Raw genomic sequence first — 20,673 nt, forward strand, 5'->3', positions numbered from 1 at the left:
TGAAATACATTCCAAATGTGGGAGCGGGCTTGCTCGCGAATGCGGTGTGTCAGCGACACAGCCGGTGACTGACACTCTGCATTCGCGAGCAAGCCCGCTCCCACATTTTGCTCCGTTGCCCTACAAGGCAAACTGCGCAAAACCCACGCCAGCACCGGCCGGGCGTACATCCTTCAAGAACGAATCCTTATCCGCGCTCAGCTCCAGGGTAATCTCCGGCTTGCGCTTGCCCGCATTGCGCACCACCAGCCCTTCGATGTGTTCGCGCAGGAACGCCGTCGGCACCTTCAGGTGCAGCAACTGGTCAGTTTCAGCGTTGTGCATCAACAAGTGAACCCACTCGTACTGGCCCACACCAATGCGCACCAGCGGCAGGTCGAACCACCAGATGTTGCGTTTGCTGTCCAGGTCGGTGAAGTGGCAGTTGTTGACGCCGAGTACGGCACCGCCCAGTTCCTGGTTTCTACGGGCAATGGCCCGTGCTTTATTGAGTTTCATAACCTTCCTACGGGATCTGTTATTCAGCGTTATAGCCTGAATGTGCCGGGCATTCTCGTGGGTTGGCGGCAAAACATAAAGCCAAACCTGTTCGCTGCGATGAAATGCGCGCTGAAAAATAATTGAAACTCTGCCGAACGGCCGCCGGTCAATCTTTAGGTAATGACCAAAACCCTTGATTGTTCTTTCGGAGAAATACCATGAGCAGCACATCGGATAAGGCAAAAGGTTTGGCCAACGAAGCCGTTGGTAACGTCAAGCAAGGCGTTGGCAAGGTAACGGGCAACGACAAACTGCGCGCAGAAGGCGTGGTTCAGGAAAAGAAAGGCGAAGCCCAGAAAGCCGTCGGCGACACCAAAGATGCGGTAAAAAAAGCCGTCAAGTAAGACCCAATCGCCGGCTGGATTCATGCAGCCCGACGGCCATCCACGGATGGCCGTTTTTGTGTAAAACGTGCAACTAAAGTTTGGAAATTGTTTCAAAGTCGCCAAATGGGCTACTTTGATGTAGAAAACGGCCCCTGAGTCGCCCACGACCTCACCCTTTTGCGGCGAAAGGAGACGCTATGATTTTTCCGGTACTAGACGGCCTCAAGCTCCACAAAGTGCTGGTGCGCACCGTCAAGGAATTCGTCGATGACGAAATGCCCACCTACGCCTCGGCACTGGCCTACCAGATGCTGTTTTCGCTGTTTCCTTTTCTGCTGTTCCTTATTGCCCTGATCGGTTTCCTGCACCTGCCGGACTTTTTCACCTGGCTGCGCATGCAGTCGGAACTGGTGTTGCCGCCCCAGGCGCTGGAGCAGGTCAACCCGGTGATCGACCAGTTGCAGCAGTCCAAGGGCGGTTTGCTCTCGGTGGGTATCGTGATCGCGCTGTGGACCGCCTCGGCCGGTGTACGCCTGATGATGAGCGCAATGAACGCCGCCTACGACGTGGTCGAAGGCCGGCCGATCTGGAAGCGCTTCCCGCTGTCGATCTTCTACACCGTCGGCATTGCCGGCATGCTGCTTGCCGCCGCCGCGTTGATGGTGCTCGGGCCGCAGGTAATGGAATGGCTCGCCGGGCAGATCGGCATGCAGGAATTCGTGGTCACGCTGTGGACCATCCTGCGCTGGCCGCTGATCGTGATTCTGCTGATGTTCGCCGTGGCCCTCATGTACTACGTGATGCCCGATGTTGAGCAGAAATTCCGCTTTATCACCCCAGGCTCCGTACTGGCCGTGGTGGTGTGGATCATCGCCTCACTGGGCTTTGGCTATTACGTCAAAACCTTCGCCGACTACAACGCCATGTATGGCAGTATCGGTGCGATCATCGTCCTGCTCCTGTACTTCTATATTTCCGCCGCCGTGTTGTTGCTCGGCGCGGAGATGAATGCCGTGATCGAGCATATGTCGGCTGAAGGCAAGGACCCAGGGGAAAAGGAATTCGATGAAGACAGCCACACGGATGAAAAACAGCACGTCTCAGGCCTCGGCCGGGACCACTCCAAGCCCACTACCGATGAAGTCTGATCGATGATCCGTGAAATCCTGAAAATGGGCGACGAGCGCCTGCTGCGTATCGCGCCACCGGTTCCGCCGGAAATGTTCGACAGCCCTGAGCTGTGGCAATTGATTGATGACATGTTCCAGACCATGGAGCACGTCGGCGGTGTCGGCCTGGCCGCCCCGCAGATCGGTGTGGACCTGCAGTTGGTGATCTTCGGTTTCGAGGCCAGCGAACGCTACCCGGATGCGCCGCCGGTGCCGCAGACCATTCTGATCAACCCGCTGATCACGCCGCTCAGCCCGGTGCTCGAAGAAGGTTACGAAGGTTGCCTGTCGGTGCCCGGCTTGCGCGGTGCGGTGGATCGTTACCAGCAGATTCGCTACGAAGGTTTCGACCCCAAGGGCGAGCCGATTGTGCGCGTTGCCGACGGCTTCCATGCGCGAGTAGTGCAGCACGAGTGCGATCACCTGATCGGCCGGCTGTACCCCTCGCGAATTACCGACTTCAGCAAGTTCGGGTTTATCGAAGTGATGTTCCCGGATATGGACCCAAACGCTGACGAGTGAGTCACTGACGGGATGCGATCAAAAAATGTGGGAGCGGGCTTGCTCGCGAATGCGGTGGATCAGTCAGTAAATCCATCAACTGACACACCGCATTCGCGAGCAAGCCCGCTCCCACATTTGGAATGCATTCCAAACAGAGTTATCGGGCGGGTTTTATGAACCGCAACGTCATCCGATCCGACTCGCCAATCGCCAGGTATTTGGCCTTATCCTGCTCCCCATACCGCAACGATGGCGGCAACGTCCACACGCCGCCCGGGTAGTCCTTGGTGTCCTTGGGGTTGGCATTCACCTCGCTCTGGCCGGCCAGCTTGAACCCGGCGTCCGTTGCCAGCTTCACCACTTGCGCCGTGGTCAGGTAGCCGCTGTCCTTGATCGCTTCCAGGTCCGCGCCGTCTTTGGCCCGGTGATCTTCCACGCCCAGCACACCGCCGGGTTTGAGCACGGTGTAAAAAGCGCTGAAGGTCGCCGGTGCGGTGCCCGCGTCTACCCAGTTATGCACATTGCGAAAGGTCAGCACGGCGTCCACCGAAGCCGGTTTGCCGAACACCGGGGCTTTGGGGTTGAACTCGACGACGTCGGCCCTGGCATAGCGCGCAGGGTCGGCGGCGAATTTGTTTTTCAGGTTCTGTTCGGACGTCGCAGCATAAGCGCTGCTGCTGGCGGCTTGCACGGCGGCGATGTAATGCCCGTGGTCCTTGAGCAGCGGTGCGAGTATTTCGCTGAACCAACCGCCACCCGGGGTGATTTCGATCACGCTCTGTTTGGCGCTCAGGCCAAAGAACTCCAGGGTTTGCTGCGGGTGGCGGTAACCGTCACGCGCGCTATTGGCCGGGTCGCGCCAACTGCCGGCCAGCACGCTGGCGTACTGCTCGGCGGTAATCGGCGCCTGCGCTGCCTGGCTTAAAGCCGGAGCGAGGAGGGCGGTAAGAGACAGCGCTGCAAACGTGTTTTTCATGATCATCCTGTAAGGGGCCACTGTGCTGTCGAGGCTAGCACGGGCCTTGCACGGGGCGATCACACATTATCTGCAGGGGTCCTCACTAACGGTTCTAAGCCCATGGCGATCATTGGTTTGTTGCGTTTATAGCGCACCAGACGCTCACCCAGGGATTGAGGCAGGGTGGTTTCCTGGGTGAAACCCATACGCTGATACAAGCCCTCCAGCTCTGGATGACACAGCAGCCACACCCTACCTTCCACATCAGCCACTGCCGCAGCGATCAACCGCGCCGCCAGCCCGTGGCCGCGATAGGCCGGGTCGACAAACACGCCGGTCAACCATTGCCCACCCACCACAGGTGTCAGGCACAGCCCGGCGACAATCTCGCCGTCGCGCGCCACCCACAAGCGCCCGCCCTTGAGCGCCTTCATCGACGAATTATGGCTGCGGTAAAACTTGTTCAGCAGCGGCCACAGCGGCTCTGCCAGCAGTTGAAGGTGCAGTTCGGGCATGGTGTTTGGGCAACGTAATCAAGGGCCGCCGATTATAAGCGCCTTCTGCCGGGCAATAGGTGGTATACCCAGTGTTACATCCCCTTCACGTGGAGCATGCATCATGGCCAAAGGTATGGATTCAAAGAAAGCCGCGAAGAAAAAGCCGGCAAAAACCGCCGATGAAAAACGCGCCGAGAAAAAAACCAAGAAGTCCGAAGCCGGCCTGTTCGGGCACTGAGTTACAAGCTTAGAACCAAACGATCTGCAAGATTTTTGCACCTCACTGCACAGAGCAGGAAACACCTGCTCTGAGCTGCCGATGGCCAACTACCTTGATCTGACCCACCGCCGGGAAATCGAAGCCCTGGCACGCAGTTTTACCGCACTCACCGAATGGCCGACCTGGCTGTTGCTGGTCGGCGTGTACGCCGGCTGGTTCGCCGTGCTGTTCGCCAGCCACTGGCTGGGCCTGTGGCTGAGCACGGTGTTGCTGGTCCCGCTGGTGACACTCTGGCTGTCGGTGCAACACGAATTGCTGCATGGCCATCCCACCCGTTCGCCCCTGATCAACAAACTGCTCGGCTACGCACCGTTTGCCGTGTGGTATCCCTACACGCTGTACCGCGACAGCCATCTGCTGCACCACAACGACGAAGACCTGACCCTGCCGGGCATCGACCCGGAAAGCCGCTACCTTAATCAATACCAATGGGATAACAGCTCGTTATTCAAACGCGGGGTGCATTGGCTGACCAAAACTGTACTCGGACGCTTTCTGCTGGCATCGCCGCTGGCCATCGCGCGGTTGGCGCGTCATCAACTCCAGCGCCTGCCCCAGGTGTGGCCGATGTGGCTGGCCCACGGCGGCGTGACAATCCTGATGCTGAGCTTTATTGACCATTACAGCACCATTCCGGTGTGGCATTACCTGTTGCTGGTGACCGCGCCGGCCTTGTCCCTGGCGTCGATCCGTTCCTACTATGAACACCGCCCACACCTGCAGCCGGAACAGCGCACGGTGCTCAACGAAGCGTCCTGGCCGTGGACCTGGCTGTTCCTCAATAACAACCTGCATCTGGTGCACCACGACTTGCCCAAGTTGCCCTGGTATCTGCTGCCCACGGTCTACCGGGCGCGACGTGAACAATGGGTGGCGCGCAGCGGTGGTTTCCTGGTGCAGGGTTATGGCCAGTTGATCAGCCGCCACGGGCTCAAGGCCATCGACAGCCCTCGGCACCCTTTTGCGTGAGAGACGACCATGAGTGACCACTACGCCGAGCTGTTGATGTACGTCGCGCCCGCAGCGGTGCAACAGGCCAACCAAGCGTGGCTGGCGCGCATTTTCCAGCGCCTGAACCTGACGCGCCGCAACGCTGACCACCTCGACCTGGAAGGCCTGTGGCTGGCGCCCGAACTGCTGGTGACGCAAACCTGCGGCTACCCGCTGATGACCCAGCTGCGCGGCAAAGTGCGCGTGATCGGCCGCCCGCGCTATGAGCTGGCCCACAGCGGCCAGGGCGAACATTGCAGCCTGCTGCTGACCCGCGACGACAACCCGCGCACTCAGCTTGCGGACTTTTACGACAGCCGCGGCGTGATCAACGGCCACGACTCCAACAGCGGCATGAACCTGCTGCGCGAGCGCCTTGCACCGCTGCACCGCGAAGGCCGTTTCTTCGCCAGCGTCGGCATCAGCGGCGCCCATCGTGAAAGCCTGCGCTGGCTGCGCGAAGGCCGCGCCGACCTTGCCGCCATCGACAGCGTGACCTACGACTACCTCGCCCGTTTCGCCGCCGAAGAAGTGGCGGGGCTGCGCATCATCAGCCACAGCGCGCCGAGCCCGACCTTGCCCTTCATCGGCGCGCTGCACTTGAACGATGAGCAAGCCGCACACATTCGTGACGTGATGAATCAAGCGTTACAGGATCTACCGCACGTGGTCGAAACCCTCGGCATCCAGGCAGTCCTGCCTGCCAGCGAAGACGACTACCAGGTGCTTCTGGGCTACCAGCAAACAGCCGTCGATGCCGGTTATCCGAAGCTTCAATAAGGTTATATAAAAATACCTTTTAAATATTATTAAAGAATAAGCAGCCTTGCTAGGATCGCTCCACCGGAACACCGGACATAACGCGCAACCCTCTCAGATGGAGCCACTATGTCCGGCGCCGACACTTCTCACCGCGATTACGTGGGCGGATTGTTCCGCAGTCATTACGACTGGCTGTGCAGCCGTTTGCACCGCCACCTCGATTCCCGCGCACACGCCGAAGACATCGCCGCCGACACCTTCGTGCACCTGCTGACTTCACCCGGCGTGCTGCCGATTCGTCAGCCTCGCGCCTTGCTCACCACCATCGCCCAGCGTTTGATGTACCAACTGTGGCGTCGCCGTGATCTGGAACGCGCTTACCTCGACGCCCTGGACAACGACGAAACCCCCAACGCAGCGTCGCCCGAAGACCTTGCGCAAATACTTGAGGCCTTGCAGGCCATCGACCAATTGCTCGACGGCCTGCCGGCCAAGGTCAAGGCGACCTTTTTGCTTTCGCAGCTCAATGGCCTGACCTATCCCGAGATCGCCGCCGAGCTGGGCATTTCCCAGCGCTCGGTCAGCGACTACATGGCCCGTGCGCTCAACCGTTGCCTGCGCCAGACGCCAGGCCAGCCATACAGCTACCGGTCACCGACCGCGTCGGAAGGGGCGTTCTACTCCACGCGGCTCAGTTATGACTTTTAAACAACTTGAGTAGCACACCGATCCCGTGTGGGAGCTGGCTTGCCTGCGATAGCGATGTTGAAGCCACCCTCGCCATCGCAGGCAAGCCAGCGCCCACCGTTGATCTCCTGTGTTCCGGAAAATGAGGTTCTGCATGAAAACAATTAAAAACCTGCTCGGTGGCTCGCTGCTGGCACTTGCTGTCCTGACGCAGCCAGCCCAGGCCGCCGACGCCATCAAACCTATCCACTTCGGTGACATCACCTGGGAAAGCGGCAGCCTGATCACCGAAGTGCTGCGTCTGATCGTCGAAAAAGGCTACGGCCTGCCTACCGACACGTTGCCCGGCAGTACCGTGAGCCTGGAAGCCGCCCTGGCCAAGGATGACATCCAGGTAATCGGCGAAGAATGGGCCGGGCGCAGTCCGGCGTGGGTCAAGGCCGAGGCCGAAGGCAAAGTATTCGGCCTGGGCGACACGGTCAAAGGCGCCACCGAGGGCTGGTGGGTGCCCGAATACGTGATCAAGGGTGATGCCGAGCGCGGCATCAAACCGCTGGCGCCGCAGCTCAAGTCGGTGGCCGACCTGGCGCGCTACAAAGACGTGTTCCGCGACCCGGAAGACCCGAGCAAAGGCCGCTTTCTCAACAGCCCCACCGGCTGGACCTCGGAAATCGTCAACAGCCAGAAGCTCAAGGCCTATGGCCTGACCGACACCTTCGTCAACTTCCGCACCGGCTCCGGCGCGGCACTGGATGCTGAAGTGGCCTCCTCGATCCGTCGTGGCAAACCGGTGTTGTTCTACTACTGGTCGCCGACGCCACTGCTCGGCCGCTTCAAGCTGATCAAGCTCGAAGAGCCGCCGTTTAACGCCGACGCCTGGAAAACCCTGGCCGACGCCAACAACCCGCGCCCCATTGGCACGCGCTCGATGCCTGCGCATTTGGCGATTGGCGTGTCGGCGCCGTTCAAGGCGCAGTACCCGCAGTTAGTCACCTTCTTTGAAAAAGTCGACCTGCCGATCGACCTGCTCAACGGCATCCTCGCGCAGATGAGCGAGAAACGTGAACAGCCGCGCCAGGTCGCGCTGGCGTTCCTCAAAGAGCAGCCGCACGTGTGGCAGCAATGGGTGCCTGCGGATGTCGCGGCCAAGGTCAAGGGAGCGCTCTGATGTTCAAAGTCCTCGCTGCTGTTGTTTTTTCGCTGGTGGCCGGCAACGTGCTGGCCGCCGAACCTTCCACCTTGCGCATCGGCTACCAAAAAAGTTCGGTGAGCATGGTGCTGGCCCGTGAACACAAGTTGTTCGAAGAGGCGCTGCCCGGCACTCAGGTGCAATGGACCGAATTCCTCGGCGGCCCGCCGCTGATCGAGGCGCTGAACGCCGGCAGCCTGGACATCGGCAATATCGGCGACATCCCGCCGATCTTCGCCCAGGCCGCCGGTATCGACTTGCAGTACTTCGCGGTCGAGCCCAATGAAGGCAAGACCGAAGCGGTGCTGGTGCCCAAAGCCAGCAGCCTCCAAAGCGTGGCCGAACTCAAGGGCAAGCGCGTGGCGCTGCTCAAGGGCTCCAGCGCGCACAACCTATTCCTCAAGAGCCTGCTGCGCGCGGGCTTGCAGTGGAAGGATGTGAACGTGGTGTACCTGTCGCCGTCCGACGGCCGCGCGGCGTTTGAGCAAGGTAAAGTCGACGCCTGGGTGGTGTGGGACCCGTACTATTCGGCGGCCGTGGTCGATGGCTCCGCCCGCGTCTTGGGTGACGGCCAAGGCCTTAACCCGGCCGGCAGTTTCTTTGTGGTCAACGGCCCATTTGCCAAACAGTATCCGCACGCCGTCGCCACCATCATCAAGACGCTCGGCAAGGCCCAGCGCCTGTCCCTGGACCAGCCCGAAGAAAGCATCGCCTTGATGGCCAAGACCTTGGGCCTGCAACCGGCGGTGGTCAAAAGCTACTTCGAACACCGCTCGCCGGAGCCGATTCGCCCGCTGCAAGCCATCGACATCGCCAACCAGCAGCGCACCGCCGACCTGTTCTTCGCCAACGGCCTGATCCCGAAAAAGGTCGAGGTGCAGCAAATCGTGTTCAAAGCGCCATAAGCACCTATTTATCTGTGGCGAGGGAGCAAGCTCCCTCGCCACGAAAGCTATCAGTGAGCAGACCATGCAACCGATCTACATCGACTTTATCAACGGCCTGGGATTCATGCGTCGGTGCGCAGTCAGGTGGCGTTTCTGGATCAGGATCGTTCGGGGTCGGTGGATGTGTTGGCACTGAGCACTTTCATCCTCGATGGCCACCTGAAACCCTTTCTCTACACCAATGAAGATCAAAATGTGGGAGCTGGCTTGCCTGCGAAGGCGATAGTCCAGACAGCACATCATTGCCTGACACACCGCCATCGCAGGCAAGCCAGCTCCCACAGTGGAGTGCATTTCAGGTCATGGATTTTCAGCAGCCAGCGCCGCAGTCACCGCAGGCCGTGCGCCAACGCGTTGCATAAACGCCGTCAGCGCCGGCCACGGCTGCAGATCAATGTCATGAACCGCCGCCCAGCGCAGCAGCACAAACAAATACGCATCCGCTACCGAGTACTGCTCGCCCAGCAAATAATCCTGACGCTCCAGCGTCTGCACCAGAAACGCAAAGCGCTTGAACAACTTGGCCACAAACGTGGCTCGCACTTCGCCTTGAATCGCCGGGTTGAAGAAAATCCCCAGCCCGCCGTGAATCTCGCTGGCGATGAAATTCAGCCATTCCTGCAAACGCACACGCTCCCAGCTGCCATTGGCCGGGGCCAACTGGGCGGCGGGTTTCAGGTCGGCCAGGTATTGCACAATCGCACTGGCTTCGGTGAGTACCTGGCCGTTATCCAGTTGCAGCGCCGCCACATAGCCCTTGGGGTTTATTTGCAGGAAGTCTTCGCCATCGGCAGTGGTTTTGGCCTGGTTATCGACGCGCACCAAGTCGAACGGCAGCGCCAGTTCGCGCAGCACGATGTGGGGGGCGAGGGAACAGGCATTCGGGGAAAAATACAGTTTTCATGTGGGGCTACTCGGTTGAATTTGCGCCAGTCTCGCGGGCATGGCACCTTGCGTAAAATTAAACCTTCAGACCCCATCCATAAGGACAGCTACTGCCATGATGAACCTGATGCACTGGCGCTTGCTGGTGGCCGTGGCCGATCACGGCAGCATTACGGCGGCTGCCGAGCAGGTGGGCATGACCCAGTCCGCGGCCAGCCAGGCCATGGCCAACATGGAAGCGACCTTGGGGGCGCAATTGTTCACGCGTGAGCCGCGCAAGACCTTGCCCACCGCGCTCGGGTTGAGTGTGATCGAACACGCGCGGGTGATGATGGGGGCGTTGCAGGCGATTCGTAGCACGGTCGACGACGCTCGGCCGCTGCTGCGTGGGAGTATTCGTATCGCCAGTTTCCCGATGGTGATGGCGGCTTTTCTGACGCCGCTGCTGCAGCGTTTTCGTCAGTTGAACCCCGGTATTGAAGTGACCGCGCTGGATGTCACGGACAGCGAAGTGCTCACCTTGCTCGACGCCGGCCTGATCGACCTGGGCGTGGTGCTCAACCCCAAGCCCGAGCGCAACGCCACCGTATTGGGGCGAGATTGCTGGATGGCCGTGTTGCCGACCCATCATCCCTTGGCGCAGCGCCCGGCCAACGCCGGCGTGTCGTTCGAGGAGCTGCTGGAACAACCCTTCGTGCTTGCCACCGGCGGTTGCACCGCCAGTGCCCGCAGCTTGGCCAGCGCTGCGGGGCTGGCGCTGCGCGATATTCGCGTGGAAGTACGCGAATGGAGCAGCGCCTACAGCCTGGTGCGCGAAGGCGTCGGCGTTACGCTGGTGCCTGAAATGGCGCTGCCGGTAAAGCGTAATGGCTTGCGCGTGATGCCGCTGACCGTCCCGCTGTATCGTGAATTTGCGTTGGTTGCCTCAACTACCCGCCCGCTGTGCGCGGCTGCGCATGCATTGTTGAAAATGCTGGCTGACTAGTGGCCTTGCATAGCGCGAAGCCCTGTCTATGCTCACCCAGAACCATTGATGACGTTTGGCATATAAAGCGTTTCGGATGGTTATTTCCCCATGAAGGTTTGCCAGCACTGTCCAAAAAATAAAAGGAATGCGCCTTTCGGGCGCCGGGAATCAAGGGTGATCTGACCATGTTCAACCGCCATCACAAATCCGACCTGCAAGAAATCGAGCGTTTCTCCTGCGCCCTCACCGAAGCCAACGCCAAACTCGCCGCCATCAGCCGTTCCATGGCGATGATCGAGTTCGACCGCAATGGCGTGATCCTCGATGCCAACCACAACTTCTGCACAGCCATGGGCTACAACGTGGAAGAGATCCGTGGCAAACATCACCGTATTTTCTGCGAAGAGGCCTACACCCATACCGAGGCCTACACCCAGCTATGGCGCGACCTGGCGCGCGGCGAAGCCCTCAGCGGCACCTTCATGCGCCTGAACAAGCGTGGCGAAGAAGTGTGGTTGGAAGCCAGTTATATGCCGGTGCTCGACAGTAGCAATCAGGTGCAGAGCGTGATCAAAGTGGCCTCGGATATTTCTGCGCGGGTCCACCATGAGCATGAGAACCAGAGCCTGATCGACGCCATCAGCCGTTCCATGGCGGTGATCGAGTTCACCCCGCAGGGCCAGATCCTCAACGCCAATGACAACTTCCTGCGCACCGTGCAGTACTCACGGGAAGAAATCATCGGCCAGCACCACAGCATGTTCTGCCACCGTGCCGAGGTTGAATCGCCGGCCTACAAGGCATTCTGGGCCTCGCTCAACCGGGGGGAATATCACTCCCATCGCTTCGAGCGCAAGAATAAATACGGCAAGACCCTGTTTCTGGAAGCGTCCTACAACCCGATTTTCGACACCAACGGGCGCCTTTACAAAGTGGTGAAGTTCGCCAGCGACATCACCGACCAGGTCTCCACCCTGCGCACCGCCGCCGATTCGGCGCATGCCACCTCGGTGCAAAACGACGCCTGCGCGCGCAAAGGCTCGGAGGTGGTGCAGCAAACCGTACAGATCATTGAAGAGATTTCCAGCGACTTGAACCAGGCGGCCCAGAGTATCGATGCGGTGAGCAAGCAATCGGACATCATCGGCTCCATCGTGCAGACCATCCGCAGCATCGCCGAACAGACCAATATGCTCGCGCTTAACGCCGCCATTGAAGCGGCGCGGGCCGGCGAGCACGGGCGTGGTTTTGCGGTGGTGGCCGATGAAGTGCGCAGCCTGGCCGCACGCACCAGTCAGGCGACGGTGGAGATCGTGGATGTGGTGCGCAAGAACCACGACCTGTCGTTGAGCGCGGTGTCGAGCATGCAGTCGAGCCTGAGCCGCACCGGGCTGGGTGTGGAATTGGCGAATGAGGCGGGGCAGGTGATCCTGGAGATTCAGGAAGGCTCACGGCATGTGGTGGATGCCATCAGCCAATTCAACTCGACGTTGCAACTGCAATAGACATCATCGCGCTTGCTGTCGAGACAGGTTCGCCAGCGAGCGCAGATTTGCCCTACAGAGCAGCTTCAACGGCGTCGGTATAAGAGCGCAGGTTATTCAATGCGTGAGACGAACTATGAAGTTGCAAGGCGCCTTATTCCTGTCGTTATGCATGCTGTCGGCCAGCGCGCTGGCAAACGATGCCGTTCTGGAAAAAATCCGCGATAAGAAACAAATGGTCATTGGGTATCCGGCGGAAGCGCTGCCTTTTTCCTATCAGACCGGCGCGGGTGAACCGGTGGGTTACTCCATCGACCTGTGTCGGCGCATTGCCGATGACGTGAAGAAAAACCTCAAGCTTGATCAACTGGCCTTGAGCTTCAAACCCTTGAGTTTCAAAGACCGTCTCACTGCCGTCAGCAGCGGTGCGGTAGACCTCGAGTGTGGCTCTACCACCAACACACTGGAGCGCCAGAAGCAGGTTGATTTCAGCGTTTCAACCTTCGCGGCCTCGATTAAAGTGGTTTCCAGGGTCGGTGAAAAGTTGGATAGCTTGAAGGACCTCAATGGTCGATCCGTGGTGATTGTTGATGGCACCACCGTTGGCGAGGTGGTTCAACAACTTGAAAAGCGCGAAGGGTGGACCCTTAAAAAGGTACATGCCAAAAACCTGACTGAGGGCTTCAACATGTTGGTTGATAGCCAAGCCGACAGTCTGGTGTTCGATGAAGTGGTAGTGGCGCCGCTGATGGCAAGTGCCGCCGAACCTGCGCGTTATCAGTTTTTGAAAGATGTGCTGGTGGTGGAACACCTGGGGTTGATCATGCCGAAAAATAACCCCGCGTTAAAACGTACCGTGGACAAGACCCTGGCTGCCTTAATGGCGTCCGGGGACGCCAAGACGCTGTATGCCAAATGGTTTGAGTCGCCGATTGTGGTCAAGACGCTTAATCTCGAAGTGCCTTTTTCCACGCAGATGGAGCAGATCTTCAGCGCCCCGACGGATCAGCCCGGCAAAGCGCTGTAGCGCAGTGAGCACGATCCATGTGGGAGCTGGCTCCCACATTTATCCAGCGGTGTCTGTCAGATCGCCGCCAGGGTTTCTTTAACCGCCTGCGCCGGATCAGTGGCTTTCGCCGCGACCTGCTGCTCTTGCTGCTGCTTCACACGCTCAGCCACTTGCTTGGCAATCGCGTCCTGTTTTTCCTGCGGCATTGCCTGCACTTGCGCCTCGGTCAAACCCTGTTCCTTGAGCAACTGCTCGCGGATGCGTTCGGCCGGGGATTTGTTCATGTAATCGGTGAAGTCAGCACGTGCGGTGCTGGTGCCCGAACCGGCTGCCGGCACATCCGTCGAGGCCGTTGGGGCGGCAGCGGTGGCTTGCAACTGCACGCGGGTCTTGGCGAAGGCTTCGTCGATGCGGTCGTTGGCCTTGTCCAAATCCTTTTGCGCGGCCGGTACGGTTACGCTCTGCTGCGCCGCTTGCAGGGCGCCGCTGTACAGCGTGCTGGCGGCCGCGTTGGCCGGGTCCATGTCGGGCCGCTTGAGCTGTTGCACGGTCGACACGGCTTGGGTGTTGTTGTTGATCAGCATGATTGCTCACCTGGGATGTGTTCGGTGCGTCAGGTGCAGCAAATAGCATGCCGAGTGCGCCACCCCCGATTTTGTTGGGGATGGCGTGGCGGCTGCGGCAAACATTGTCCGCTGCGCGGCTACGTTTAGCCGTCAGGGAGCCAGTTGGCAGGCAGTTTTATGAGCTGAAGCCCGCGAGGTCGAAATCGAAGGCAAACTCGATCGGCTTGCCCTGTTCGTCCAATTCGCGCGATTGGAAATGAGCCTTGCCCTTTACGTGCTGCTTTGCTTTGTCATAAGTCACTTCATAGCTGCCGGTGGCTGAAGAGTAAAAGATTGAAGTGCCATCTTTGTGTATGCCGAAATGCGATAAGGGAACCTTACCGTCTCCTTTGAACGCACCGTTCGAGTGGCCAGGTATAGATTTTACGGCGAGCTCAATATTTACTTTTTTATCAGCTAATTTAGGATGCCATGCTCCGATGGTGAGTGTTTCTCTGCTGTCATAAAACTCTAAAGTGGACGCAGTAAAGGCGCCGTAAATCGATTTTGTGACGTTAAAAGTACCTGTGGTCATTGTGAACTCCTTATCGACCCTGCATCCGGCAAAGTCAGTAAGGCCATTTAGTGACTTATAAAACAAACCGTCTACTGTCACATTTCACAGGTTCAGGCGTCTATCCGACCAGTGTGTTACGCGTCAGTGCGCAATATTCTCCAGCGCCAAATTGCGTGTGCGTGGCCCGAACCAGCTGATGGTGATCATCACAATCAACATGCTGCTGGCAATAAACGCCAGCACGCCTGGCGTACCCAGGTGCTCCAGGATAAAGCCGATCAACAAGCTGCTGAACACCGTGGACAAGCGGCTGAACGAATAGCAGAACCCCACCGCCCGCGCGCGGATATTGGTCGGGAACAGTTCACTTTGATACGAGTGATAACTGAAGCTCAGCCAGGCGTTGCAGAAGGTGATCATCACGCCGCAGATCACCAGCCCCACCGCCGTGGTTTGCAGGGCAAACAGGCTGCCGAAGATCATTGCGCCCATGGCTGAGCCGACGATCTGCCATTTGTTTTCAAAGCGGTTGGCCACTTTTACAAACAGCAACGGCCCCAGCGGGTAGGCGAGGGTGATGATAAAGGCGTACATCAGGCTGTGGGTCACGCTCACGCCCTGGCCCGACAGCAATGCCGGCAACCAATTGCCGAAGCCGAAAAAGCCGATGGCCTGGAACACATGAAACACAATCAGCATCAACGCACGGCGGCGGTACGGCGGTTGCCAGATATCGGCGAAACGGCCGCTGCCTTGCACGCTGACGGCTTGCGGTTCGGGTTCATCCAGCGGTTTGCCGTGATCCTTTTGGCAGCGCGCCTCCAGGCTGTCCATGATTTGCCCGGCCTCATCAAAGCGGCCTTTTTGCGCAAGCCAGCGCGGTGATTCCGGCAGGCGCTTGCGCAGTTGCCAGATAAACAGCGCAAACACTGCACTGCTGAGCACCACCCAGCGCCAGCCGGACACCCCGAACGGCGCCTGGGGCACCAGCCACCACGACATCAACGCCACCGCCGGCACCGACAGAAACTGGATAAAAAACGCGAAGGCAAACGCCGAACTGCGCATGCGCTTGGGCACCAGTTCCGACAGGTAGGCATCGATGGTCACCAGCTCGATCCCCAGGCCAATACCCACCAGAAAACGCATGCCGATGATGCCCAGTGCCGAGGTTTGAATGCCCATCAACACCGTGGCCACGGTGTACCAGACAAGCGCAAAGGTAAAGATCGCCCGGCGCCCGAAACGGTCGGCGATGGGGCTGAGCAGGCTGGCGCCGAGGAACAGGCCCAGAAAGGTCGCCGAGGCGAACGCGGCCTGGTCCGAGAAGCCGAACACGCCTTCGCTGCCGGTGTGGAAGATCCCGTCGCTGATCAAACCGGGGCTGATATAGGCGGTCTGGAACAGGTCATACAGCTCGAAAAAACCACCGATCGACAGCAGCGCCACCAGGCGCCAGACGGTGGCGACGGCGGGCAGGCGGTCAATGCGCGCGCTGATGTGGGCAGCGCGGATCGGGTCGATGCCGTCGGCGGTGGAGAGTGCGGGCATGGGCAGAACTCAATAAGTAATCGGGATTTCAAATGCCTGGAATGCATCGTCGACCGGATGGTAACCCAACACCCGCGTGGTTTCGCCGAGGTCCAGGCGCTTGAAACGGTTATTGGAAATGCCATGGGCGATCAGGTGCTTCACGCCTTCTGCTTCCACCGAGCGTTGCAGCAATTGCACCGCGTCCCGTGGGCTGAGCCAGGCGCTGAGGTCGCGGGCGTTGTTGAGGTCGTGGGTTTCGGGGAATTCAAAGGCGCCGATGCGCAGGGCAATGGTCGACAGCGGCGTCTTGGCCGCGTAGTAGCCGCACAGCGCCTCGCCATAGCATTTGCTCACGCCGTACAGGTTGGCGGGCATCACCTGCATGCCCGGCGTGATCTGCCGGTCCACCGGGTAGCCTTCAATGGTTTGTGCGCTGCTGGCGAACACCAGGCGTTTCACGCCGGCGGCTACGGCGGCTTCGAACAGGTAAGTGGTGGCGAGGATATTGTTCGGCAGCACCTCGTCGAATGACGCGTTGGCGTTGGGGATGCCCGACAGGTGCACCACCACGTCGATGCCGTCGAGCAGCGCGGCCAGGCTGGCTTTGTCACTCAGGTCGGCGTGGATGAAACGGTGCTCGCCCAGGTCAAACGCCGGCGCGATGCGGTCCGTGAGGGTGAAGCGGTAGCGGTCTTTCGAGGCTTCGAAAAACGTCTTGCCGATTCTGCCGCAGGCGCCGGTAAGCAGTATGTTGAGTCCGTTCACGGTGGAGTCCTTGTTTTAGTTATGGCCGTCGAGGGCGAAAGTCTTGAAGCCCTGGCGTTGGCTCAGGCGTTGGTAATACGCCGCAATGGCAGGGTAGGGCGGGCGCTGCATGGGCGTGTTCTGCCAGCGGTGCACCGAGAGGCCGATAAGAATATCGGCAAGGGTGAATTCATCGCCGGCCACATAGGCGCAGGTTTTGGCCAGCTGCTGTTCCAGCAGGCCCATCTTGTCATTCCACACCTGCACGGCGGCGGCAATCTGCGCCGCGTCGAGGTTGTCGGGGTTGTTGCGCACCAGCGCGGTGAAGGCATCGCCCCAGGCGCGGTTGAGTTCCACGGCTTGCCAGTCTACCCATTGCTCGACTCGCGCACGTGGCGCGGGTTCGGCGGGTAGCAGGTCGGTGCGTTGGTACAGGCCGATCAGGTAGCGGCAGATGGTGTTGGATTCCCACAACACGCCGTGGTCGTCGATGAGCACAGGTACCTGGGCGTTGGGGTTCAGGGCCAGGAATTCGGCTGACTGGGTGGGCTTGAAGCCGATGCCCCAGTCTTCGCGCACGTAGTCGATGCCCAGTTCCTGGCAGGTCCAGAGCACTTTGCGCACGTTGATGGAGGATGTGCGGCCGAGGATTTTCAGTGAGTGTCCCATGGTGCTTCCCTGACGATGGCGAGTGGTCAATCTAGCAGGGGCAGGACTTTACGGCGATAGCTTAAGTGGGCACGGGCAACATGTGGGAGCGGGCTTGCCTGCGATAGCGGTGTGTCAGGCAATGATGTGCCGACAGGTCTACCGCCATCGCAGGCAAGCCAGCTCCCACAGGGTTAACCGAGTAAGGCTTTAGGCTCGGAGTGTCTGCTGGTCCATGGCTTTGCCTACCATCAGCACTGACAACTCGCTCAGTTGATGAATGGCGAGTGCCACGTCGCGGTGTTTGCCGCTGAGGTCATTGGACAGGTCGAGCAACAGGGTGCTGACGGAACACACGGTTTCGTAGCTGTTGATCAGTAGGGATTCGATGGGTGTGTCGGGTGTGAGGGTGAAGAGCGTAGTTGGCGGTTTTTCAGTTTTTTTGATCATTTGAGCATCCTGGAATAAGCCGCCGCCGGATCGCTACTAAACGAAGGGTGGCAGCTGTACGCAGGTTAGTAGACCGGTGGACACTCAAAGCCGGCGCACCCGAAGGTGCCCTACGCACAGCCGCCATCAAACTCAGATGAGGCTTGTGCACTAAGAGTGTCCAGAAGTAGGGCTACTAAACCCGATCACCGAGAAATTCAGTGACCGATCAACCTTAGAGACCACCCCCCAAGCGCACAAGCCGGCGGATTCTGACGTAAGCGTAGGCAACCGGGCAAGGCGCTTACGGCAATGTCAGCCGCGTCCTACAGCCTTCCTACATCTCAAGCGAGCACGGTAAAAAAATGTGGGAGCTGGCTTGCCTGCGATAGCGGTGTGTCAGGCAATGATGTGCCGACAGGTCTACCGCCATCGCAGGCAAGCCAGCTCCCACAGGGTTAACCGAGTTAGGCTTTAGGCCCGGAGTGTCTGCTGGTCCATGGCTTTGCCTACCATCAGCACTGACAACTCGCTCAGTTGATGAATGGCGAGTGCCACGTCGCGGTGTTTGCCGCTGAGGTCATTGGACAGGTCGAGCAACAAGGTGCTGACGGAGCACACGGTTTCGTAGCTGTTGATCAGTAGGGATTCGAGGGGTATGTCGGGTGTGAGGGTGAAGAGCGTAGTTGGGGGATTGACGCTTTGCATGGTTGAAGTACCTGGTTTGTGCCAACACCCGCATCGCTACTAAACAAGTTGGGTGGCAGCTGTGCGCAGGTTAGTAGACCGGTAATCCCACACAAACCCGGCGCGCCCGAAGGCGCCCTACGCACAGCCGCCATAATTGGCTTGTGCATATTGTGTTGGGAAGTTCGGGCTACTAAACCCGATCACCGAGAAATTCAGTGACCGACCCACCTTAGTTTCCACCCCCCAAGCGCACAAGCCGGCGGATTCTGACGTAAGCGTAGGCAACCGGGCAAGGCGCTTACGGCAATGTCAGCCTCGTCCTACAGGCGTCCCACATCTCATGTGGGAGCTGGCTTGAACTGCGATAGCGGTGTGTCAGGCAACGATGTGCCGACAGGTCTACCGCCATCGCAGGCAAGCCAGCTCCCACAGTTGGATTGTGTTTAGGCCTTGAAAGGTTAAGTGCTCTCGCGCACCTGCAACGCAAACCCCATGTCCACCACCGGCTTGGCAATCTTGTTGCCCGCCATGATCGTCAACAAATGCTCCGCCGAGCGCCGCCCGATCGCTTCCCGTGGCGTGCTGATGCTGCTCAAACGCGGCACCATAAAAGACGATGCCGGCAAATCGTTAAAGCCCAGCACCGCCACGCGCTCCGGAACATTGATGCCGTGGCGCATGGCCTCCAGCAGCGCGCCCTGGGCCAGGTCGTCGTTACCGAAGAAAATCGCATCCACATCCGGATGCGCCGCCAGCAACTGCAAAAACAACTCACCACCCAAGCCCACGGAGGAGGGACGCGGTGTCAGCAGTTCCAGCGCCGGGTCGTACAGACCGGCTTGTTGCAGGGCGCGGCGGAACCCTTCACCGCGCAGCAACGTGCGTTGGTCCAACTGCGCGCCGATATACGCCAGGCGCTTGCGCCCACGGGAGAGCAAATGCGCTGCCGCCGTTTCGCCTGCGCTCAATTGCGAAAACCCCACGCAATTCACGCCCGCGTTCGGGTCCAGATCCATCATGTACACACAGGGCACATTACTGGCCTCGACCATCCGCCGTGCGCTTTCGGTGCGGTCAAACCCGGTCAGCAGCAAACCGCGTGGCTGGTAAGCCATATAGTTGCGCAGCAGATTTTCTTCTTCATCACGCGAATAGTGCGAGTTGCCGATCAGCACTTCAAAGCCCTTGGGCCGCAGCACTGCGTGGATGGCTTCGAGGGTTTCGATAAACAACAGGTTGGACAGCGACGGCACGATGACCACCACCGAATGGCTTTGCGCCGAGGCCAGGGCGCGGGCGGCGGGGTTGACGACGTAGTTGAGTTCGGCGGCTGCCCGTTGCACTTTTTCCACCAACTCGGTAGCAACTGTGCTGACGCCACGCAGTGCGCGGGAGGCGGTAATCGGGCTGACGCCCGCCAGACGCGCTACTTCATTGAGGGTCGGGCGACCGGTGGTGCGTAATTTTTTATCGTTCTTGGAGGTCATCAGGTTGTTGCCAAACAAAAATCGAGGCACTAAGGTAGCGCTGTCTCCAAACAGCTGCAAATACTTGAACGTTGGGTTGCCTGATCCTGTTCAAACGGTTGGAGAGGATGCACGCGTCACTCCATAAAAATGACAAGTCGGCGCGGGAAAAGCCTGTTTTTGCACTAGCCTTACAGCGTGCAAAGGTAGCGCTATCTGCGTCCTGAGGTGTTTCATGAGTCAACCTGTTACCGCCCTGGTCATCATGGGTGTTTCCGGCTGTGGCAAGTCCAGCGTCAGCGAAGCCCTGTGCCGCCTGAACGGCGCCACCGCCATTGAAGGCGACAGCTTTCACCCTGCCGCCAACATCGAAAAGATGAGCGCCGGCCACCCCCTCAACGACGACGACCGCGCCGGCTGGCTCGACATCCTCTGCGATGAACTGCGCCGCTCGCTCAAAGCCGGCGAGCATCCGGTGCTCACCTGTTCAGCGCTGAAAAAGAAATACCGCGACCACCTGCGCGAAGCCGCGCCGGGCCTGGGCTTTGTGTTCCTGGAGCTGACCCGCGCCGTGGCCGCCGACCGCGTGTCCCATCGCCCCGGCCATTTTATGCCGGCAAGCCTCATAGACAGCCAGTTCGCCACCCTTGAATCGCCCGTGGGCGAGCCGCTGACCCTGGCGCTCAACGCCAGCGAAGACAGCGTCGAGGACTTGGCCGAGCAAACCAATGCCTGGTGGCTGCAACACGGCTTTGAACCTACTCATTAATTTTTTGCCGGAAAGGTAGCGCTACCCCCGGCGAAAGATTCAACACCGGCTTTAATAACAACAACAAACAGGAGAAAC

23 protein-coding genes and 2 pseudogenes are annotated in these 20,673 nt (G+C 59.4%); 13 read left to right on the forward strand and 12 right to left on the reverse strand.

Annotation, left to right across the window (positions count from 1 at the left end; all coding sequences use genetic code 11):
• Positions 1-120 precede the first annotated feature (120 nt).
• Complete coding sequence (locus tag QF043_RS04935; protein WP_307417680.1) at positions 121-498, reverse strand: hypothetical protein; 378 nt, start codon at positions 496-498, stop codon at positions 121-123.
• 200 nt (positions 499-698) lie between these two features.
• On the opposite strand from QF043_RS04935, the gene QF043_RS04940 reads away from it, so the two are divergent.
• From QF043_RS04940 to def, 3 genes are all read left to right on the forward strand, one after another.
• Positions 699-884, forward strand: a complete 186-nt coding sequence (locus QF043_RS04940; RefSeq protein ID WP_307417681.1) for a CsbD family protein — start codon at positions 699-701, stop codon at positions 882-884.
• A 179-nt stretch (positions 885-1,063) separates the two neighbouring features.
• On the forward strand, positions 1,064-2,014 hold the full coding sequence (locus QF043_RS04945; protein ID WP_056858638.1) for a YihY/virulence factor BrkB family protein: 951 nt from the start codon (positions 1,064-1,066) through the stop codon (positions 2,012-2,014).
• A 3-nt stretch (positions 2,015-2,017) separates the two neighbouring features.
• The gene (gene def, locus QF043_RS04950; RefSeq protein WP_017139199.1) at positions 2,018-2,557 is read left to right on the forward strand and encodes a peptide deformylase; all 540 of its coding nucleotides are present in this window, start codon (positions 2,018-2,020) and stop codon (positions 2,555-2,557) included.
• Positions 2,558-2,696: 139 nt separating this feature from the next.
• On the opposite strand, the gene QF043_RS04955 is transcribed toward def, so the two are convergent.
• Together QF043_RS04955 and QF043_RS04960 are read right to left on the reverse strand one after the other, a co-directional pair.
• Positions 2,697-3,515, reverse strand: coding sequence for a class I SAM-dependent methyltransferase (locus tag QF043_RS04955; protein ID WP_307417683.1), 819 nt, complete (start codon positions 3,513-3,515; stop codon positions 2,697-2,699).
• Positions 3,516-3,574: 59 nt separating this feature from the next.
• The gene (locus QF043_RS04960) at positions 3,575-4,012 is read right to left on the reverse strand and encodes a GNAT family N-acetyltransferase (protein ID WP_307417684.1); all 438 of its coding nucleotides are present in this window, start codon (positions 4,010-4,012) and stop codon (positions 3,575-3,577) included.
• 301 nt (positions 4,013-4,313) lie between these two features.
• Here QF043_RS04960 and QF043_RS04965 point away from each other — a divergent pair, with 301 nt between their 5' ends.
• The 5 genes from QF043_RS04965 to QF043_RS04985 all read left to right on the forward strand — a co-directional run bounded on the left by QF043_RS04965 (position 4,314) and on the right by QF043_RS04985 (position 8,807).
• The gene (locus QF043_RS04965) at positions 4,314-5,243 is read left to right on the forward strand and encodes a fatty acid desaturase (RefSeq protein ID WP_307417685.1); all 930 of its coding nucleotides are present in this window, start codon (positions 4,314-4,316) and stop codon (positions 5,241-5,243) included.
• Between the two features lie 9 nt (positions 5,244-5,252).
• On the forward strand, positions 5,253-6,044 hold the full coding sequence (locus tag QF043_RS04970; RefSeq protein WP_307417686.1) for a phosphate/phosphite/phosphonate ABC transporter substrate-binding protein: 792 nt from the start codon (positions 5,253-5,255) through the stop codon (positions 6,042-6,044).
• Positions 6,045-6,152: 108 nt separating this feature from the next.
• The gene (locus QF043_RS04975; protein WP_307417687.1) at positions 6,153-6,734 is read left to right on the forward strand and encodes a sigma-70 family RNA polymerase sigma factor; all 582 of its coding nucleotides are present in this window, start codon (positions 6,153-6,155) and stop codon (positions 6,732-6,734) included.
• Between the two features lie 133 nt (positions 6,735-6,867).
• Entirely contained in the window at positions 6,868-7,881 is a 1,014-nt protein-coding gene (locus QF043_RS04980) for an ABC transporter substrate-binding protein (RefSeq protein WP_307417688.1), read from the forward strand.
• On the forward strand, positions 7,881-8,807 hold the full coding sequence (locus tag QF043_RS04985; RefSeq protein ID WP_307417689.1) for an aliphatic sulfonate ABC transporter substrate-binding protein: 927 nt from the start codon (positions 7,881-7,883) through the stop codon (positions 8,805-8,807). Before QF043_RS04980 ends, QF043_RS04985 begins: the two co-directional genes overlap by 1 nt.
• A 342-nt stretch (positions 8,808-9,149) precedes the next feature.
• Here the strand turns inward: QF043_RS04985 and QF043_RS04990 are convergent, their stop codons facing one another.
• Positions 9,150-9,704: a glutathione binding-like protein gene (locus tag QF043_RS04990; protein WP_307417690.1), complete on the reverse strand. Its 555-nt coding sequence runs from the start codon at positions 9,702-9,704 to the stop codon at positions 9,150-9,152.
• 145 nt (positions 9,705-9,849) lie between these two features.
• Here QF043_RS04990 and QF043_RS04995 point away from each other — a divergent pair, with 145 nt between their 5' ends.
• From QF043_RS04995 to QF043_RS05005, 4 genes and pseudogenes are all read left to right on the forward strand, one after another.
• Entirely contained in the window at positions 9,850-10,719 is an 870-nt protein-coding gene (locus QF043_RS04995) for a LysR family transcriptional regulator (protein ID WP_307417692.1), read from the forward strand.
• Positions 10,720-10,886: 167 nt separating this feature from the next.
• Positions 10,887-11,657 (forward strand): annotated as a pseudogene (locus QF043_RS30710) (PAS domain-containing protein); the annotation flags it as partial.
• Positions 11,658-11,789: 132 nt separating this feature from the next.
• Positions 11,790-12,206: pseudogene (locus QF043_RS30715) on the forward strand (methyl-accepting chemotaxis protein); the annotation flags it as partial.
• Positions 12,157-13,212: an amino acid ABC transporter substrate-binding protein gene (locus QF043_RS05005; protein WP_307417695.1), complete on the forward strand. Its 1,056-nt coding sequence runs from the start codon at positions 12,157-12,159 to the stop codon at positions 13,210-13,212. The pseudogene QF043_RS30715 and the gene QF043_RS05005, both read left to right, overlap by 50 nt.
• 56 nt (positions 13,213-13,268) lie before the next feature.
• Here the strand turns inward: QF043_RS05005 and QF043_RS05010 are convergent, their stop codons facing one another.
• From QF043_RS05010 to QF043_RS05045, 8 genes are all read right to left on the reverse strand, one after another.
• Positions 13,269-13,778: a hypothetical protein gene (locus QF043_RS05010; RefSeq protein WP_307417696.1), complete on the reverse strand. Its 510-nt coding sequence runs from the start codon at positions 13,776-13,778 to the stop codon at positions 13,269-13,271.
• A 157-nt stretch (positions 13,779-13,935) separates the two neighbouring features.
• A complete protein-coding gene (locus tag QF043_RS05015; RefSeq protein ID WP_307417697.1) occupies positions 13,936-14,334 on the reverse strand; it encodes a hypothetical protein in 399 nt (132 codons plus the stop codon).
• A 123-nt stretch (positions 14,335-14,457) separates the two neighbouring features.
• On the reverse strand, positions 14,458-15,867 hold the full coding sequence (locus QF043_RS05020) for an MFS transporter (protein ID WP_305455134.1): 1,410 nt from the start codon (positions 15,865-15,867) through the stop codon (positions 14,458-14,460).
• A 9-nt stretch (positions 15,868-15,876) separates the two neighbouring features.
• Positions 15,877-16,614, reverse strand: a complete 738-nt coding sequence (locus tag QF043_RS05025; protein WP_307417698.1) for an NAD(P)-dependent oxidoreductase — start codon at positions 16,612-16,614, stop codon at positions 15,877-15,879.
• 15 nt (positions 16,615-16,629) lie between these two features.
• Positions 16,630-17,262 carry a glutathione S-transferase family protein gene (locus QF043_RS05030; protein ID WP_236370542.1) on the reverse strand — a complete coding sequence of 211 codons (633 nt, stop codon included), beginning with the start codon at positions 17,260-17,262 and terminating at the stop codon, positions 16,630-16,632.
• 189 nt (positions 17,263-17,451) lie between these two features.
• The gene (locus tag QF043_RS05035; protein ID WP_307417699.1) at positions 17,452-17,691 is read right to left on the reverse strand and encodes a DUF6124 family protein; all 240 of its coding nucleotides are present in this window, start codon (positions 17,689-17,691) and stop codon (positions 17,452-17,454) included.
• A 453-nt stretch (positions 17,692-18,144) separates the two neighbouring features.
• Complete coding sequence (locus QF043_RS05040; protein ID WP_307417700.1) at positions 18,145-18,378, reverse strand: DUF6124 family protein; 234 nt, start codon at positions 18,376-18,378, stop codon at positions 18,145-18,147.
• 440 nt (positions 18,379-18,818) lie between these two features.
• On the reverse strand, positions 18,819-19,850 hold the full coding sequence (locus QF043_RS05045; protein WP_162238850.1) for a LacI family DNA-binding transcriptional regulator: 1,032 nt from the start codon (positions 19,848-19,850) through the stop codon (positions 18,819-18,821).
• 211 nt (positions 19,851-20,061) lie between these two features.
• Between QF043_RS05045 and QF043_RS05050 the strand changes: the two genes are divergently transcribed.
• Positions 20,062-20,595 (forward strand): gluconokinase, encoded by a 534-nt coding sequence (locus QF043_RS05050; RefSeq protein ID WP_017139216.1) that lies wholly within the window; start codon positions 20,062-20,064, stop codon positions 20,593-20,595.
• The last annotated feature ends 78 nt before the right edge of the window (positions 20,596-20,673 follow it).

It is taken from the genome of Pseudomonas sp. W3I7 (genome assembly GCF_030816095.1).
GTDB lineage: Bacteria > Pseudomonadota > Gammaproteobacteria > Pseudomonadales > Pseudomonadaceae > Aquipseudomonas > Aquipseudomonas salomonii.